This window comes from Methanoculleus oceani (assembly GCF_023702065.1).
GTDB lineage: Archaea > Halobacteriota > Methanomicrobia > Methanomicrobiales > Methanoculleaceae > Methanoculleus > Methanoculleus oceani.
This window is the reverse complement of sequence record NZ_QFDM01000002.1, coordinates 639,310-655,368: the sequence shown is the minus strand read 5'-3', so window position 1 is coordinate 655,368 and position 16,059 is coordinate 639,310. Positions and strand designations below refer to the sequence as shown.

Annotated in this window: 17 protein-coding genes; 8 read left to right on the top strand and 9 right to left on the bottom strand. The window is 60.6% G+C overall.

Translation table 11 applies throughout. The features are described from left to right. Window position 1 precedes the first annotated feature (1 nt). The 4 genes from DIC75_RS08250 to DIC75_RS08235 all read right to left on the bottom strand — a co-directional run bounded on the left by DIC75_RS08250 (window position 2) and on the right by DIC75_RS08235 (window position 4,276). Window positions 2–592, bottom strand: a complete 591-nt coding sequence (locus DIC75_RS08250; RefSeq protein ID WP_250987823.1) for an undecaprenyl diphosphate synthase family protein — start codon at window positions 590–592, stop codon at window positions 2–4. Further along, window positions 589–2,274 (bottom strand): DNA polymerase/3'-5' exonuclease PolX, encoded by a 1,686-nt coding sequence (locus DIC75_RS08245; protein WP_250987551.1) that lies wholly within the window; start codon window positions 2,272–2,274, stop codon window positions 589–591. Before DIC75_RS08245 ends, DIC75_RS08250 begins: the two co-directional genes overlap by 4 nt. 79 nt (window positions 2,275–2,353) lie before the next feature. Continuing rightward, window positions 2,354–2,809, bottom strand: a complete 456-nt coding sequence (locus DIC75_RS08240; RefSeq protein WP_250987550.1) for an ester cyclase — start codon at window positions 2,807–2,809, stop codon at window positions 2,354–2,356. A 192-nt stretch (window positions 2,810–3,001) separates the two neighbouring features. Then, window positions 3,002–4,276 (bottom strand): RNA-guided endonuclease InsQ/TnpB family protein, encoded by a 1,275-nt coding sequence (locus DIC75_RS08235; RefSeq protein ID WP_250987549.1) that lies wholly within the window; start codon window positions 4,274–4,276, stop codon window positions 3,002–3,004. A 188-nt stretch (window positions 4,277–4,464) separates the two neighbouring features. Between DIC75_RS08235 and DIC75_RS08230 the strand changes: the two genes are divergently transcribed. From DIC75_RS08230 to DIC75_RS08205, 6 genes are all read left to right on the top strand, one after another. Further along, window positions 4,465–5,097 carry a metal-dependent transcriptional regulator gene (locus DIC75_RS08230; RefSeq protein ID WP_250987548.1) on the top strand — a complete coding sequence of 211 codons (633 nt, stop codon included), beginning with the start codon at window positions 4,465–4,467 and terminating at the stop codon, window positions 5,095–5,097. Beyond that, entirely contained in the window at window positions 5,094–6,944 is a 1,851-nt protein-coding gene (gene feoB / locus DIC75_RS08225; RefSeq protein ID WP_250987547.1) for a ferrous iron transport protein B, read from the top strand. The genes DIC75_RS08230 and feoB overlap by 4 nt, the downstream gene beginning before the upstream one ends. 191 nt (window positions 6,945–7,135) lie before the next feature. Beyond that, window positions 7,136–7,888: a diphthine synthase gene (gene dph5, locus DIC75_RS08220; RefSeq protein ID WP_250987546.1), complete on the top strand. Its 753-nt coding sequence runs from the start codon at window positions 7,136–7,138 to the stop codon at window positions 7,886–7,888. Beyond that, on the top strand, window positions 7,885–8,454 hold the full coding sequence (locus DIC75_RS08215; protein WP_250987545.1) for a DUF357 domain-containing protein: 570 nt from the start codon (window positions 7,885–7,887) through the stop codon (window positions 8,452–8,454). Before dph5 ends, DIC75_RS08215 begins: the two co-directional genes overlap by 4 nt. Window positions 8,455–8,670: 216 nt before the next feature. Beyond that, complete coding sequence (locus tag DIC75_RS08210; RefSeq protein ID WP_250987544.1) at window positions 8,671–9,711, top strand: lysylphosphatidylglycerol synthase transmembrane domain-containing protein; 1,041 nt, start codon at window positions 8,671–8,673, stop codon at window positions 9,709–9,711. A gap of 46 nt (window positions 9,712–9,757) precedes the next feature. Next, window positions 9,758–10,204, top strand: coding sequence for a bifunctional nuclease family protein (locus tag DIC75_RS08205; RefSeq protein ID WP_250987543.1), 447 nt, complete (start codon window positions 9,758–9,760; stop codon window positions 10,202–10,204). 31 nt (window positions 10,205–10,235) lie between these two features. On the opposite strand, the gene hisE is transcribed toward DIC75_RS08205, so the two are convergent. The 3 genes from hisE to DIC75_RS08190 all read right to left on the bottom strand — a co-directional run bounded on the left by hisE (window position 10,236) and on the right by DIC75_RS08190 (window position 12,503). Continuing rightward, window positions 10,236–10,529: a phosphoribosyl-ATP diphosphatase gene (hisE, locus tag DIC75_RS08200; protein WP_250987542.1), complete on the bottom strand. Its 294-nt coding sequence runs from the start codon at window positions 10,527–10,529 to the stop codon at window positions 10,236–10,238. Continuing rightward, on the bottom strand, window positions 10,522–10,980 hold the full coding sequence (locus DIC75_RS08195) for a NusA-like transcription termination signal-binding factor (protein WP_250987541.1): 459 nt from the start codon (window positions 10,978–10,980) through the stop codon (window positions 10,522–10,524). The genes hisE and DIC75_RS08195 overlap by 8 nt, the downstream gene beginning before the upstream one ends. A gap of 89 nt (window positions 10,981–11,069) precedes the next feature. Continuing rightward, window positions 11,070–12,503 carry a sensor histidine kinase gene (locus tag DIC75_RS08190; protein WP_250987540.1) on the bottom strand — a complete coding sequence of 478 codons (1,434 nt, stop codon included), beginning with the start codon at window positions 12,501–12,503 and terminating at the stop codon, window positions 11,070–11,072. Window positions 12,504–12,926: 423 nt separating this feature from the next. Here DIC75_RS08190 and DIC75_RS08185 point away from each other — a divergent pair, with 423 nt between their 5' ends. Both DIC75_RS08185 and DIC75_RS08180 read left to right on the top strand, forming a co-directional pair. Next, window positions 12,927–13,634: a DUF432 domain-containing protein gene (locus DIC75_RS08185; protein ID WP_250987539.1), complete on the top strand. Its 708-nt coding sequence runs from the start codon at window positions 12,927–12,929 to the stop codon at window positions 13,632–13,634. Further along, entirely contained in the window at window positions 13,631–14,491 is an 861-nt protein-coding gene (locus DIC75_RS08180) for a mechanosensitive ion channel family protein (protein ID WP_250987538.1), read from the top strand. The genes DIC75_RS08185 and DIC75_RS08180 overlap by 4 nt, the downstream gene beginning before the upstream one ends. 8 nt (window positions 14,492–14,499) lie before the next feature. Here DIC75_RS08180 and DIC75_RS08175 read toward each other — a convergent pair whose 3' ends face one another. Both DIC75_RS08175 and DIC75_RS08170 read right to left on the bottom strand, forming a co-directional pair. After that, window positions 14,500–15,162 carry an MBL fold metallo-hydrolase gene (locus DIC75_RS08175; RefSeq protein ID WP_250987537.1) on the bottom strand — a complete coding sequence of 221 codons (663 nt, stop codon included), beginning with the start codon at window positions 15,160–15,162 and terminating at the stop codon, window positions 14,500–14,502. Between the two features lie 131 nt (window positions 15,163–15,293). Next, window positions 15,294–16,031, bottom strand: coding sequence for an SIMPL domain-containing protein (locus DIC75_RS08170; protein ID WP_250987536.1), 738 nt, complete (start codon window positions 16,029–16,031; stop codon window positions 15,294–15,296). Window positions 16,032–16,059 lie beyond the last annotated feature (28 nt).

Sequence of the window (16,059 nt, the reverse complement as noted above, 5' to 3'; positions counted from 1 at the left end):
GTTACCGGCCGAACCGGCGCGCCCTGGACTGGAAGTCCCTGAGTGCCCGGAGAAAGTCCACTTTTCTGAGCAGTGCCCAGTTGATGTCGAGGAAGAAGAGTTCGGAGTAGACCGACTGCCAGATGAGGAAGTCGGTCAGGTGATCGCCGCCTGTCTTGATGACGAGGTCCGGCTCGTAGTTGAAGGTGAGGTACGACTCCAGCAGGTCTTCGTCGACGGAGCCCGGGTCCACCCCGTCTTCGGCCATCCGTCTCACGCAGCCGGCGATCTCCTCCCGGCCGCTCTTCCCGATCGCCACCGTCACGTCCATGCCTTCCCCGCTGACCTCCTTTTCGTCCCGGTAGTGCAGGGTCAGGCGTGCTATCGACGAGAGCGTGCGAATCAAAGGGAGGCACCGTTCCAGCCGGGCCGGATCGGCGGTGCTGATGTGGAACATGGCACTGGCGATCCCGAGGTCGCGGCACCACTGGGCGGCAAGGTAGAGGTTGTCCGGGGCGTCGAGCATATCCTGCTCGGTGATCATGAAGCAGATGTGTTCCGGGAGCGTATGGAGGTCCCGGAGGAGGATCTTCTCGTAGAGCCGGTAGATCACGACCTCCACTCCAGCAGCCCGGATAGGGAGAGGGTATTCAAGATATCGTCCGGGGCGCACCAGCCCCGGCGTGCCAGCACGATGCCGTAGCGCATGTTTGAAAATTCGCCAATTCGGTGGGCATCGGTTCCTGCAGCCAGTTTCACTCCTTCCTTCTTCGCGTGCCTGATATAAATATCCTCAAGGTCGAGACGGTGGGGCGACGCGTTGATCTCGAGGGCGGTCCCGGTCTCCGCCGCATGCTTCATGACGCGGAGAAGGTCGATCGCATACGGCGGCCTGCGGCCGAGCAGGCGTCCGGTGGGATGGCCGATGATATCGACGTGCTCGTTCTCCATAGCGGTGAGGACGCGCCGGGTCAGGACGTCCTGGTCCTGGGCAAACCCCGAGTGGACCGATGCGATCACCAGGTCGAGGTCGGCAAGAACCCTGTTCTGGTACCCGAGCGTGCCGTCGCTTTTGATATCCACTTCGCTCCCGGCGAGGAGCTGGCAGGCGTGCTGCCGGTTGATCCGTTCGATCTCGGCCCGTTGCTTTGCGAGGGCATCCGGGCTCACTCGCGAGGAGTGGTCGGTTACCACGATGTACTCGTAGTTCCGGGCATCACCTGCCGTCGCTACGTCCTCGAGCGACTGACGGCCGTCGCTCCAGGTGGTGTGGGCGTGGAGGTCTCCCCGCACGTCGGATAGATCGACGAGGGCGGGGAGGGCGCCCCGGAGGGCGAGTTCGATCTCGCCCCGGTCCTCGCGCAACTCCGGCGGGACGGCTGCCATCCCGAGGAACGCAAAGACCTCTTCCTCGCTCCCGAATGTCTGCAGGCGCCCGCTCGCAGAGTCCAGGAGACCGTCGGGGCCGAGACGGTAGCCCCGTGCGAGCGCCACCTCGCCGAGCCGGGCCAGGAACCCACGTGAACCGGTGGCACAGAGGAGCGCGGTGCCGCACCGGCCGGGTTCGGTGAACCGGATGTTCACTCCGGCACCGGCAAGCGAGAGCGAAACCTCTTCGGCGCTCTCGTGGGCGATTGCACCGGCGGGTGCGTGGTTTACGAGGGCGCTCCGGTTCCCGGTAGCGACGATCTCGAGCCTGCCGACGGTGCTCGACCCCCGCCGGTAACTCCCCGCAACCAGATACTGCCCGTCCGGGATCAGCGCCGCCACGTTCGCGAGCACGGCGTCGGCCTGTGGCCGGGTCATCCGGTCCGACCTGTGGCGGAACTGCCCGATACCTCTCCTGATCGTCTCCTCCTTCTTTGCGCCGAACCCCGGGAGCGCCCTGATCCGGTGTCCCTGCACTGCCCGCTCGAGATCCTCCAGGGTCAGGATGCCGAGTCTCTTCCAGAGGGTGTGCAGGGTCCGGGGCCCCACCCCGGCAACGCCGAGCAGTTCGACGATTGATCCCGGGATGGTTGCCTGCAGATCTTTTAGTTCCCGAAACGATCCGGTAGCGGCGATCTCCCGGATCTGCCCGGCTATCCGGACTCCTATGCCCGGGATGCGGGTGAGTTCCTCCTCATCGAGTTCGGCGACCGGGAGGGAGAGCCGCTCGACCTGCCGCGCCGCCCGCTCGTAGGCCCCGGTCCGGTACCGATCAACCCCCGCGATCTCGAGCAGACGGCCCATGAACGCGAGCCGTTCGGCAACGTCCCTGTTCGTGACCTGCCTCTCCGGGATCGCCATGATCATCGATCATCCGCGAAACCATATAGGCGTTGATGCTCGCGACCCCGACTCCGGCAGGAAGCGTGCATGGGAGATACGTTCCCTACCCAACATCTTCCGGGAAGAGATTCCTTCCTTTTTCCGTGTATTCGATGACGCCCAGTTGTTTGAGGAAATCCCGGTCCTCATCGACTTCCCATCCCTCTGCAAGTTTGCCGTTCTCGATACGCCAGATGAAGACCATCGTCATTGTCACCTTCTTGCCGGTAGGAGGTAACGGAACTCCGGAAAGATTCCATTCGCCGGTATGGGTCCCCGTAGCGTTAACACAAACCCACACCCTGTCCTCTTCGGCAATGATATCTTCGATATTCTCATTCCAGTCGGGGAAGGCGTTGAAAGCCATACTAAAGAGTTGTTTGAAGATTTCCCGGCCCTGTTGTTGATGAGTGTGGTCGACGTAATCCGGTGCCACTAAATCGTCGAACAGATCCAGGTTTCGGCTGTTGTAGGCTTCGATAAACCTGCGAACAATCGCCTTATTCTCTTCGGACGGCATGGATATCACGTCTCCTTAAGCCCGCTGTAACTACTTAACCGTTGGTCCCGCTCATGATCATTCATGCCCGAAAGATGCATGCAGATCGAATAGTTCAGATCCCGAAAAACGTCCGGGGTCATAGATCGCTTCACGCTTCCGCTGCCGACCCGGCCCACCCATCCTCCTCAGGCCGTAGATCGTTGACAATTCCTATGGCACTACCCAAATCCGCGAACTACCCCCGCCTACGCAGGGGGCTTCCTGCGAGTGTACTGGAATTTCCAGACCTGTCTGTCGCAGATTACCGGCGAACTGCCGGTAGCCCGTTCGCGGGGCATTCTGTGATAGGAACCGTACCATGATATTGACCGCACTGTTCCGGTCTCGATCCATGGTGTTCCCGCACTCACATTCTAGAACTCGTTTCCAGAGCGGCATGTCGTGAAGCGTCCCGCAGACACAACAGGCTTTTGTCGTGTTCTGTTCATCGATTTTTATTACTCTCTTACCTGCAAGGGTTGCCTTGTAGGTCAAAAATCCGATGAACCGCGACAGGTGCCCCGTGTTCTGGGTGGCGCGGTTGAGCCCCGGGGTCGCCTGCCGGGACCGGGGCATCTGCTTCACGCTCAGATCCCCAACGAGGATCGTGTTAGCCCGAGTGTTCTTAACGATTTTCTTGCTCAATCTGTGCTGGAAATCTTTGATCTGGTTGCCCTGTTTTCGTTCACACTTCCGCTTGAGCCGGTTCAGCTTCTGCCACTTTCGGCTCTTCTTCTTACAGTGGTCTCGCCGGGCCTGCAACTCAGCGATCGGGGTTTTCCAGTACTTGTCCGGGTGAGCCACAGGAAACTCAATGAACTTCCCGTGACTGTTCACCCCGACGTGCCGGGTCACCCCGAGGTCAAACGCCTGGTAGAGCCCGTTGTCACGGTACTCCTGCGCCGGCTGGACCTCATGAACGATCGATACATAGTACGCGCTCTTGATGTCGTCGTAGAAGAGATCAACCTGTTTGACGTTGGTGAACTGAGAACCAGCGGGTAGGGCGAAGATCAGTGGCATCGTGTTGTAGAAGTGGGAGAACCGGATCCGGTCCCCCTCGATCTTGAACCCGCTCTGGTTGTAGCGCAGCGTGCAGAAGTGGTCTTTTCCCTTGAACCCCGGGGGATTTGCCCCCTTATCCCCATCCTGTCGCAGGGCGAAGAATGAGCGAAAGTCGTCGTCCAGGGACTTCAATGTCGTCTGAAGCACTTTTGAGTAGACCCACTTGTACTCGGGATACTTCTCCTTCAACCTAGGGAGGGCGTTCGCCTGCTGCACATATCCGATGTACTGTTTGTCGGGTCTGTCTTTGTTTTCCTGGTAATTCCGGTTCCGCTCGGCAAGCGCAAAATTGTAGACTAATCGGCACTTCTCGGAGAGATGCCAGAGCACGTCCTCCTGCTCGGGCATGACCTGAATCCTGATTTTTGCGGTGATGTGCACCGGAAACTCTCCTGCTGGTTATCGCATGAGTGATCTGCAGTTTTTCGACATAAAGAAGAGCCGTGCGTGGTGAAAGTGATCCTGGAGGAGGGGTGCTGCTCTCATCCCTCCGCCTGCGCAGAGGGTCTTCCCGCTTATGCTGCCTACACCCCCAAATATAAAGTTATAGGAGTCAAAGAAATTGTAGCATGCTTCCTTCCACGTTTGAGGATTACCTCGAAGCAATCTTCACGATCACGGGGGACGGCGGGCAGCCGGCGACGTCGCAGGAGATAGCGGCGGCCCTCGGTACCGGGAGGGAGATCGCCGAGACGACCATCGCCTCCCTGGTCGAGGAAGGATACCTGGAGCGGGCAGCCGGCGACGCCGTCAGACTGACCGGGAAGGGCTCGTCGGTGGCGTCAGGGGTGGCGCGGAAACACCGCGTCCTCCAGTGCTTTTTGACGGAGATGCTCGGCGTCGATGCGGACGCGGCGAGCAGGGAGGCCTGCACGCTCGAACACGACATCTCCGACGAGACGATAGAACGGCTCTCCTCCTACATGGACGGCGCCCAACCCCCGCCGGGGTGTATGGGACGCTGCCGGGGGCGGGACGCCTGCACGCTGCTCGACTGCAAGGAAGGGGATACCGTCCGGGTGGCGATGATGCGTGGGGCCCGGCGGCACCGGAGGCTGCTCGACCTCGGCATATTCCCGGGCGAGGTCGTGCAGATCCGGCGCAAACTCCCGAACCAGTCGGTCGTGGTCAGGGTGAAAGGGTGCGATATCGCCATCAGCCCCGAGATCGCGAAATCTATCCTCGTGGAGTCGTGTCCATGAGGTTTGCGCTGATAGGGAACCCCAGCGTAGGCAAATCCCTGATCTTCAACCAGCTCACCGGCCTCGGGGTGGAGGTGAGCAACTATCCCGGGACCACCGTCGAGCTGCAGCGGGGCAACACCTGTTTCCAGCGCGAGATGGTCGAACTCGTGGACCTTCCCGGCGTCTACTCGCTGGAAGGAAATTCGGACGAGGAAGCCCTGGTCCGCCGGTTCCTGGAGCAGCAGGACACCGATGCGATCATCGTGGTGGTGAACGTCACGCGCCTGGAACGCAATCTCTACCTTCTCCTCCAGGTGGCGGAGTACGGCCTCCCGATGATCGTCGTGCTGAACATGGCCGACGAAGCCGCAAAACAGGGGCTTGAGATCGACCCCGGCCCGATCCGCGACCTCCTCTGCGTCGACGTGATCCAGACGGCGGCATCGCAGGGAAAGAACATCGAGCGGATCATCCCGGCGGCTCTTGCCGCCTCCCGCCCCTCGACGGTCGAGATCCCGTACGACCATCACGTAGAGGCAGCCGTCCGGAGCCTCGGGAAGATGTTTGAGGCAGACCGGAAGGAGAGCGTCAGGGCGCTCCTCGGGTTCGGCGACAACCCGGAGTTGCTCGAGGCGGCAAGGACGATCGCCGACGAGATCGAGTCCCGGCACCGGATGACGGTCGCCCAGATCATCGCGGCCAACCGGCACAACTTTGCTCACCGGATCGCCGACCTCACCGTGAAGGAAGAGGCGCTCCTCCGCCAGACCGACCCCGACAGCATCCTGACGCGGTTGATCCCCGGAATGCCGATCCTCCTCGGTATCCTCGTAGGGATGCTCCTCGTGGTCTTCACGGTGGGATCGTTCCTCGAGGGAATGATCGTGGAGTTCTTCGAAGTCTTTGCGATACAGCCGTTCCTCGCGCTTGGGCTCCCTCCCCTCATCGAAGAACTGGGGAGATCCGTCCTGCTCGCGCTCCAGGCAGGCCTCGGGATAGCGTTCCCGTACGTCTTGCTCTTCTACATCATCATCTCCGTCCTCGAAGACTCCGGCTACATGACCCGGGCGGCCTTCCTCGCCGACAACGCGATGCACAGGGTCGGGATGCACGGCGGGGCGGTCATCCCTCTCACCCTGGCGTTCGGGTGCAACGTGCCGGCCATCATGAGCATACGGCTCCTGCATTCCCGGCGGGAGCGCATCATCGCCTCGTTCCTGGTCACGATGGTCCCCTGCTCGGCCCGGACCGTCATCATCGCCGGGATTGTGGGCAGTTTCGTCGGTATCGGGGCTGCATTCAGCGTATACGCCATCGTCTTTGTCCTTATCCTCGCGACAGGCCTCGTCCTCTCCCGCGTGACGCCCGGCGAGCGGTTCGGCATGATCATGGAGATGGTGCCGCTCCGCTGGCCGGACCCGAAACTGGTGATGAAGAAGGCCTGGTCGCGCCTCTCCGAGTTCCTCTTCATCGCGATGCCCCTGCTCCTTGTGGGGAGCATTGTCCTCGGGCTGCTCGGGTTCTTCGGTATCATGGCGATCGTTGAGGGGATCGTGGAGCCTTACACCATGGCCCTCCTCGGCCTTCCCGGCTACTCGGCTACGGCGCTCATCTTCGGGATCCTCAGGAAGGAGATGGCGTTCGAGACCCTTGCCATCCTCGCGGGCACCGCCGACCTCGGGGCGGTGCTCTCGTCCCTCCAGCTCTACGTCTTTGCGGTCGTGACCGTCCTCTTCGTCCCCTGTCTTGCGACCATCACGGTCCTCGTGCGTGAGGTCGGCTCAAGGATCACGCTCGCGATCACGCTCTACACGGTCGCCCTCGGGCTTCTTATCGGAGCCCTTATGTTCCGTATCCTTGCATAGGTACACGACGGAACGGAGTTCCCGCACCGCCGGCATCCGCGGCCGGGCGACTCCCCTGATCCGTTACTTCTACGATGATGGAGCACCGACAGTTGAGGGATGATGAAACTTCTGCGATTGTACGCCGGCCGCGTTGCGCCCCCGGTGCAATGCCCCCCTGCCCCTGAGATCGCTTCCGGAGCGAGCCGGCCATGCTGACGTTCGTGGGTCTCGGTCTCTACGACCTCGGGGATATCTCGGTCAAAGGCCTGAATTACGTTAAAAACGCCGATGCCGTCTTTCTCGAGGCGTATACGTCGCGGCTGATGGGAACGGACGTTCCCGGGATGGAAGCGTTCTTTGGTGCGGAGATCCGGGTGCTCGCGCGGGAGGATGTCGAAGAGGACCCTCATGAGATCCTCGATCGTGCCGCCGAAGGCCGGGTGGCGTTCCTGACCGGGGGAGACCCGATGGTCTCGACGACGCACGCCGACCTGCGGATGCGGGCGGCCGCCGCCGGCATCGAGACGTCCATCATCCACGCTTCGTCCATATCGAGCGCGGTCTGTGGCCTCTCGGGTCTGCAGAACTACCGGTTCGGGAAGTCCTGTTCCGTGCCGTTCCCCGCAAAGGGATGGTTCCCGACAGCCCCCGTCGAGACGGTTACGGCAAACCTCGCCCTCTCCCTGCATACGCTCGTCTACCTCGATATCCAGAAGGACCGCTACATGCGCGTCCCGGAGGCGATCGCCATCCTCGAGGAGATGGCGGAGAAGCGTGGGGTCGAGCCGCCCGCGCTCTACGTGGGCATCGCCCGGGCGGGGTCGGAGCACCCGGTGGTTCGCGCCGGGACCGGTGCGAAACTCAAAGAGACGGAGTTCGGGCCTCCGCTCCATATCCTCGTCGTACCGGCAGAACTCCACCCGATGGAGCGCGATTACCTGGAGATCTTTGCCGGCCTATGACCCTCGAGGAGTGCGGAGCTCTCTTTCTGGATGCTCTTTCCCGGACCCGGATCGCCGTCCCGGAGGGGACCCTCCTTTACCGGGTGGCCGAAGAGGTGGTCGAGATGGCTGCGGCGTACCAGAGCGATGGGATGGTCTTTCTCCGGACGGGCGACCCGGTGAACGCGCTCGCCTCCTTTGCCTACGGGCTCGGGTGGCTTGACGCAGGCTCGCGAATCGGGCTCTTTGAGCCGCTCGCCGCCCACCCGCCGGATGGGGTGGATGCAGTCATACCGGACCGACATGGCGCCCATCTGGACGAGAAGACCCACCGCTACCGGCGGATGCTGCACTCCGCTCTTCTCGCGGTTCGCGCGGGCCCGGACGAGGCAAGCCCGCTCTCTGCGGGGGCGGAGGTGTTTTGTTCCGCGGCGTCTTCCTGGTATGCGGAGGGCGTAGAACTCCTTGATGCGGGGGACCTTGCCTGCGCCCTCGCCCGGTTCAGCTACGGGTATGCCTGGCTCGATGCCGGTGTCCGTGCGGGGCTTTTCAGGATCACCGGCGAGCGGGGTCTCTTCACCGTATAAGGGCCGGCGTGGAAGCATATCCCGGGCCCGGCGGCCCCGTATTCTGCTGATCTCGAATTTTTATTGATTTGTGATAAAACCATCGTTAAATAGTAGCTACACAATACCTTATTAGTCAAATTTCGGGTATTTCCGCCTTGAGGCTGCCCGAACATCAGCAAACGATCTGCAGATCGGGGTGAGGGATCAGGTCTCCCCACCCGGAGGGCGTAGAGAATGAAGAGGTCTCAATGGAAGTGGCTGCTCGTCTCGATCAGTTTCAGCACTCTTGTCATGGCAGGCGTCCTGTACTTCACCGTCGATGAGACGACGATCGAGTATCTCAGCCAGGTAAACCCATTCTACCTGGTCCTCGCTGCCCTCCTCCACATCGTCTCGCTCGGGTTCTGGGCGCTCCGCATCCAGAAGATGTCGGGGTCGCTCGGGTACCGGGTACGGTTCAGGCACTGCCTGAACCTGGTGCTGGCGAACATGCTCGTCGCGGCGGTCACCCCGTCACAGGCGGGCGGCGAGCCGGTCCGGGTCCACGAACTCTACCGGGCGGGCGTTCCGGTCGGGGACGCCACCGCCGTCGTCGTGATGGAGCGGATCCTCGACGGGATCGCCCTCGGGGCCCTCGGGGCCTTCGCCATGCTCTTCCTCGGCAGTTACTGGAGCAGTCTCGCCTCGGGGTTCAGCGGCCTGAGCCTCATGATGTACGTCGCCTGGATCTTCGTCACCGCCTTCGTGCTGGTCTTCATCTACTCGGTGAAGAACCCGGACCACCTCAAGCGGGCTCTCAAATGGATGTCGCGATGGGTCGACCGGCGCTGGCACTTGAAAAGGCTCGAGAGCCTGCTTGAAGCGATCGACCGGGAAGTGGACAACTTCAACGCGGGTCTTGTCAAGTTCGTAAACCACGGCAAAAGCGGCCTCGTATGGGGGATGGTCTTCACCATGCTCTTCTGGCTCTCTGAGTTCGCCATCGCGTCGCTGCTTCTTGTGGGTCTCGGGCAGCCGCCGTATCTCATCGAGTCGTTCGTCGTCCAGCTCGTCATCGCCATCGTCATGATGATCCCGCTCACGCCCGGGGGCTCGGGGGTTGCGGAGATCGGCGCCACGTCGCTCTACAGCCTCTTCGTCCCGTCGTCGATCGTGGGCGTCTTCGTCCTCCTCTGGCGGCTGATCCTCTACTATCTCAACATCCTCCTCGGCCTGCTCTCGGGTCTCGTCATTGTGCGGCGCGAGTTTCTCGCCCGCGCCAAAAAGCAGCGGTGATTGACCCCAAGGTTTAAACACGATAAGGCTGATGTCAGGTGATCACATGACTGCTCAAAGTTGCAGGGTGCAGGGCGTGTTCATGTCGGTGAGCGAGATGGGAGCGGCGCCGACCGTCGTCCTGGATGCCGGGAGTGACAGCACAATACCCATATATGTCGGGCTCTGGGAAGCGATCTCGATCAGCAACGCACTCAATAGCGAGATGCTTCCCCGGCCCATCACCCACGACCTCATCGTTGAACTCTTTCGGAACTTCGAGATAGTCCTCGATGCCCTGCACATCGATTCCCTGGAGGAGGGTGTCTTCTACGCAAAACTCCTCCTTCGACAGGGATCGCGCACCGAGATCATGGACTGCCGGCCGAGCGACGGGATAGCCATCGCTCTGCGCTACCGGGCTCCCATCATGATCGAGGATACGGTCGTCGAGACCGCGGCCGTAAAGAAGGACGATCTCCCGAGGATGGTGGACCTGAAGGAATATCTTTGAGCGGCCCTTGGGTATTCGATACAAAAGAATGTTATTTCCGGCGTTCGGCGAGCTCGTCGAGCACGTCCGCCACGTCGGTGCCCGATGCCCGGAGCGCCACCAGGAAGTGAAAGAGGAGGTCGGCCGCTTCGGAGATCGTCCTCTCGGGGACCTGGTTCTTGGCGGCCAGGATGAACTCGACCGCCTCTTCACCGACCTTTTCGAGGGATTTGTCGACCCCTTTCCGGTGGGTCAGGAGGGAACTCACGTAACTTTCGGCCGACGGGTGCTCCGCCCGGTCCTGGATGACCTGCCAGACTTCGTCGAGGACCGTCCAGTCAGGCATGGGTATCAACTCCCGCATGGGTATCAACTCCCGCGAGCACCTCGCCGAGGTCGGTATCGAAGTACCGGGAGAGGAGGAGCCGCGCCTTCTCGATGGTGCATCCGCCTTTCCCTATAGCGATGCCGAGATCGCTCTTATCGATATACACCGTGAGCCTCCCGTCGTCTGCTTTCCCGACACCGAGGACATTTGCCGGTTTAAATGCGTTCCTCGTGAATGTCTCGATCTCGGGGGAATATTCGACCATCTCGATGCGTTTCCCGAGGACTCTCTGCATCTTCCGGATATTGCTTCCTTTCCGGCCGATAGCAAGTCCCATATCGCCTTCTTTTATGAGGTATACTATGCGGTCGAAGCGCTCGTCGATGATGCAGTCCAGCGCGGTCGCCCGGGTAAGAATTCTCAACTCTTCGATATATCGTCGCTCTTTAAAGCATATGGTTCGTATCATTGAAGCGGTCCCCAATGGGAATGATGCGGTATGATATAGTCGCTGGGGGGATATATATCTGAGTCCCCCGGGCGTTCGGAGATCACGGTCTAGCACTTCTGGAGGATCACCTTTATTGCCGCTCCCTCTTCCGGTTTGCCGGGCACCCGGTCCGCCGCCCAGACGCGTCCCCCGTACTGGTTTGCGAGGGTCTTGACGATATGAAGCCCAAGGCCTCTGCTCCCGGATGCGGTTTTGCTCCCCTCGCGGCTGAAGCGATCGAAGATGTTGGGCTTTAAGTGGTCCGGTATGCCGATGCCGGTATCGGCGACGGAGAGCGTCACAATCTCCGTGGTCTCCATGACGGATATCTCGATCCGCACCTTCATGCCGCCGAACTTGATGCTGTTGCTGATCAGGTTCGATACGATGTGTTCGAGGAGGGGGTTTGCCCAGACCATGCAGGTCCCTCCTTCGTACCTGATATCGATGCCTGCATACCGCCGTATCTGGCCGCGAATGATGCCGTCCAGGTCGACCGGCCCCAGGCGGATATGGTGTTTGTCAAGCGTGGTTAAGAGTTCGACGTTCTTGATAACGTTGATCCCCTGCTCGACCGTGTTCTTGACCCGTTGGGCGAGTTCCGCCTCTTCACCGGAGAGTCGTTCCCGAAGCATCTCGATGATCGTCGCCGCAACCATGCTGGTGTTGTAGATGTCGGTGCCGAGCAGGTCGAGGTAGAGGCTGGAGAGCTGGCTGGTCCGTTCGCAGAGAAGATCCCTGGTGATATCGCGGCTGACCCCGGTGGCGGCCACGATCTTCCCGGAGGAGTTGTGCAGGGGGTGAATGGTGACCTGAAACGACCGCTGGTCGTTGCGCCACGAGAACGACCGGACCTCAGATATCACCTCGCCTGCCGCGACGACCCGGTGCGCAGCCCCGACCAGAAAGTCTGCCTCCTCCGCCGGGAACAGGGCATGGGGGGTCTTGCCCACGACCCCTTCCGTGTCTACGCCATGACTCCGGGCCCCGGTCCAGGAGAACTGGGTAAAGATGCCGTCCCGGTCGAGCGTGAAGATGATGTCGGGGAGAGTTCTCGCCAGGATCTGCACCTGCTCCTCCGGCGTCCCACGAGATTCTTCGACCGTCCTCTCTTCCGGAGTATCCCGGATAGTCTCAACCGCACCGATCTGTCTGCCGGTGGTGTCGTAGAGGGGGGCAGCCATGCAGACAACCTTTCTGCCGGAGGCCGGGGGGATGTGCGACTCGGCGACCAGCTCTTCGCCCTCGTGCGGTAGCAGGCGGTAATGGTCGCTCCCGGCATTGCCGGGAGTCAGGATGTAGTTCGCGAGCGTAGGACACATCTCGCCGAACAACGCATTTCCATGGACGTAACCGCTTTTTCCTACGATATCTTCTGCCGAAATCCCGGTGTATCGCTCCATGCTGTTGTTCCAGATGACCACCCGTCCCTCACAGTCGAGAACGAGTGCCGGCTGCTGGAGGTGGTCGAATAGACTCATGGGTATCTGGCTGCGATTCATGGACTCCCTGATTATTTCCTGACTTATCTTCACACGCATCACCCGGGAACAACTCCTGTCCCCGTAAAGCCACGAGAAGGCCTCTTCCTCCGGATCTACGGGCGAGTCCTCCGTGCCGGCAGGTACGGCGCCCCTTGTTTATTACTGCCTGGAACAAACGCGCTGGAAAAGTGTCTGGAACCGTCGCTTAAAAGGATGTTCATTTATCTCCTGCATAATATACTGCCGAATGGATTTATTATTTATACCTTCTCAGATAGTCCCCTGTCAGGGCAGCGTGGTTTGCTTCAATAAATGCATTTGATTCGAGTATATGGATAAAGGGGCACGTCAAAGAGTTTTCCTGAATTGGGTGCGCGAACGCGAAAGCCGGCAATGCACGTCATTCGAGTAAGTTAATATTTGAGTATTTGCAGATCATAGATGATGTTCGGACGTTACAGAGGCACTTTTCACCGTGACGACGGCGATATTCTGGTAGAGGCCGAACAAAATGGCGGTCTTCTGACCTACCGGCGGAGGTGCGAAGGGCAGACGTTCGAGCGGCTCCTGGTCTCAAAGACGGGCGAGATCGTCATCAACCCGATTGAACCGGTCAATCTCCCCAAGGATATCACGGACTTCTTCCAGATAGAGTTCTCCCCGATGGTCATCGAACCCGGCGTCACCCAGACGGTCTACCTTAAGTTTCCCATCGAGATCGGCGTGTTCGTGGAGTCTGCACGGGATATCGAGGTGGTGGACGTCTTTGCTCCCGGCAGCCAGAAGTACACGCTCTATGGTTCGCCGACGAACGGGGTCATCGCACGGTGTTACGAGAGTGCGGTCTACCCGGAGATCCCCCGGGTAGAGCCCTTCCGCGAGGGGGTGATGGAGCTCTCCATCCTGAACGCATACCGCGAGTGGGTGGAGGTTTCCCGGGTTGTCTTTGAGAGTACCGATATGAAGATCTACTACGGCGACTTCGTGGCGGCCACCGCCACGATGAAGATTCTCACCAAGACTATGGCGGAGACGAACTTCGTCGACGCGCCGCTCCGGCCGGGGATGGTCAAGTCCATCGAGCTGTACACGGCCCGCAAGATCCCGGCTATCGACCGCGGATACCTGATGGAGTGGGGGCTCTCATGACATTCAACGCGACCCAGATCCTGGAGATACCCGTCGGCGTCGGTGATGTCACCGTCGGGAACCTCCTGTATTTCGTCATCCTCCTCACGCTCGGCGTTGTCGTCGCGAAAATTGTCTCAATAAATGTCCGGAGAGTTCTTTCGGAGCGGCTGCCCAAAAACGAGCGCGAGTTGCTCACGAAACTGGTCTATTACGGCATCATAATCTGGGCGTTCGTCATCGCTCTCCCGCAGCTCAACTTCGACCTCTCCGGCCTCCTGGTTGCCGGAGGGATCGCCGGTCTCGTCATCGGTTTTGCGAGCCAGAGCGTTGTCTCCAACCTGGTCTCCGGCCTCTTCCTCATGTTCGAACACCCGATCAAGATCGGCGACAACATCAACGTCGCGGACGTCAGCGGCAGTGTCGAGGACATCCGCGTCCTCTCGACCGTCGTCAAGACGTACGACGGGATCTATGTCAGGCTCCCGAACGAGAAGGTCTTCACCTCGAACATCACCAACTACGTCCACAACGCAGCCCGGAGGTTCGAGTACCAGATCGGCATCCGGTATCAGGACGACGCGAACGAGGCGATACGGATCGCGAAGGAGGTCATCGCGACCCACCCGTTCGCGCTGAAGAGCCCGGCACCGTCGGTCTTCGTCGATAACCTGGGGGACAATAGTGTCAACCTGACCGCCTACATCTGGGCGCCGGCCCGGAACTGGTGGGACGTCAGGACGGATCTCCTCTGGAAGATCAAGCAGGAACTCGAAAAGAACGGCATCGAGATACCCTTCCCACAGCGCACGGTCTGGTTTGCGGACGGACTCGAAGTGAAGAACCGGCCTACCGAAGATACGGGAAAGAAAGAGTAACCTCTTTTTCAGATCCTGTGCACTTTGCCTACCCCTCCGGCCCTAAAGGAGCCCGGGTACCGCTCTTGCAGTTCCCTGATCTTATCGGTGCAGTGCGATGCCGAGAGATACGTGACCCCGGCGAGCGCATCGATATCTTCGCCGGTGACGGTATGAAACCCGCCGATGACGCCCCATACCGGCCCCTCCCTGGAGACCCGGTCGATGATCCGACCGATGTGGGGGTGCGCGCACCCGGTGACGACCAGAAAACCGTCCGGCACGGCGACCACGAGCGACTGTTCACGGATATCGGTCCCGAGCGGGCCGGTCACGGCGATGCCGTCCGCGATCTCCGTCCATTCTCCGACGATCCGCGGTTCGGTATACTTCCGGATCAGCCCGAGTGTCCGTGCCGAGAAGGCGTCGTGGACGAAGACCTCCACCGATGGGTTCTCGGCAAGAACCGCCGCAAGGCCGCCGATGTGGTCGTGGTGGTCGTGGGAGAGGACGAGTTGCCTGACGGGCGCGGGGTCTACGCCGAGCGCCTGCATGTTCGCGAGCAGCACGTCGCCCCGTTCTCCTGTATCGAAGAGCAGGCCCGCCTCTTCGATCAGGCAGGAGAACCCCCAGTCCGTCGTGAGCCCCTGCCGGCAGGGGATGTTGTTGTAGACCTCGGTTATCGTGATCATCAAAACAGACTCCGATCATTCGGTCTCTCTTCGCCGAAGATTATGCTTCCCGATGCGGCAGGAAGACGGGGGAACGGCCCGGGTTCGGAGCACCCGGACCTGCAGACGAAAAAGATGAGTGGTAGAAGGGATTACCCGATGATGTAGGTGATCGAGACGCTTGCGGTCACGTCGATCTCACCGACCTCAAGCGGGGTCGAGACGGCGGTGCCCGCTGCCTTGTCCATCTCCGCGTAGCGGCCGTCGTAGACCATGGGCACGTAGTTGCCCCCTACGTTGACCTCTTTGACGTCGACGATGGTCTTGCCGATGGCTGCGGCAACCGCGTTTGCGTCGCCCCGTGCCTGCGCTACCGCGGCGGTCAGCGCCTGCGAGCGGAACTCCTGCTGCTTTGCGTCGCTTAAGGTGAACGAGAACCGGTTAACCCGGTTTGCGCCGTTTTCGACCGCGAGATCGACGATCTCGCCGGCACGGTTCACGTCGTTCAGCGTGACCTCGAGGGTGTTGATCACGCGGTAATACTTGACCCTGGCGGTTGTCAGGCCCCTGCTGTCGCTCTCGGTCACCGGGATGATGTTGTAGCCGGCGGTCCTGATGTCCTTCTCCGGGATGCCGGCCCCTTTCAGGGCATTGACCACGGAATCCATTTGCTGGGCGTTCTGCTGCTGTGCTGTCTTGACGTCGGTGTTCTCGGTCTCGACCGCGAACACGATGACGGCCTGGTCGGGTGTGGTCGTCACTTTGCCCGTACCGGAGACGTAGATCAGTTTATCCCTGGATTCCTCCGGCAGTTGTGCGCTGACATTGCCGATCACCGCGGCGCAGAGGACCATCAGAGCGATCCCCAGAAGTGCTGTCTTTCCTCGCATAGATATCAGACATCACTTGATTTGGCGA

Coding starts and splice junctions, on each gene's coding strand:
- DIC75_RS08245 (WP_250987551.1), bottom strand. CDS start 2,274: ATGATCATGGCGATCCCGGAGAGGCAGGTCACGAACAGGGACGTTGCC.
- DIC75_RS08240 (WP_250987550.1), bottom strand. CDS start 2,809: ATGCCGTCCGAAGAGAATAAGGCGATTGTTCGCAGGTTTATCGAAGCC.
- DIC75_RS08230 (WP_250987548.1), top strand. CDS start 4,465: ATGCTTCCTTCCACGTTTGAGGATTACCTCGAAGCAATCTTCACGATC.
- feoB (WP_250987547.1), top strand. CDS start 5,094: ATGAGGTTTGCGCTGATAGGGAACCCCAGCGTAGGCAAATCCCTGATC.
- dph5 (WP_250987546.1), top strand. CDS start 7,136: ATGCTGACGTTCGTGGGTCTCGGTCTCTACGACCTCGGGGATATCTCG.
- DIC75_RS08215 (WP_250987545.1), top strand. CDS start 7,885: ATGACCCTCGAGGAGTGCGGAGCTCTCTTTCTGGATGCTCTTTCCCGG.
- DIC75_RS08210 (WP_250987544.1), top strand. CDS start 8,671: ATGAAGAGGTCTCAATGGAAGTGGCTGCTCGTCTCGATCAGTTTCAGC.
- DIC75_RS08205 (WP_250987543.1), top strand. CDS start 9,758: ATGACTGCTCAAAGTTGCAGGGTGCAGGGCGTGTTCATGTCGGTGAGC.
- hisE (WP_250987542.1), bottom strand. CDS start 10,529: ATGCCTGACTGGACGGTCCTCGACGAAGTCTGGCAGGTCATCCAGGAC.
- DIC75_RS08195 (WP_250987541.1), bottom strand. CDS start 10,980: ATGATACGAACCATATGCTTTAAAGAGCGACGATATATCGAAGAGTTG.
- DIC75_RS08190 (WP_250987540.1), bottom strand. CDS start 12,503: ATGAATCGCAGCCAGATACCCATGAGTCTATTCGACCACCTCCAGCAG.
- DIC75_RS08185 (WP_250987539.1), top strand. CDS start 12,927: ATGATGTTCGGACGTTACAGAGGCACTTTTCACCGTGACGACGGCGAT.
- DIC75_RS08180 (WP_250987538.1), top strand. CDS start 13,631: ATGACATTCAACGCGACCCAGATCCTGGAGATACCCGTCGGCGTCGGT.
- DIC75_RS08175 (WP_250987537.1), bottom strand. CDS start 15,162: ATGATCACGATAACCGAGGTCTACAACAACATCCCCTGCCGGCAGGGG.
- DIC75_RS08170 (WP_250987536.1), bottom strand. CDS start 16,031: ATGCGAGGAAAGACAGCACTTCTGGGGATCGCTCTGATGGTCCTCTGC.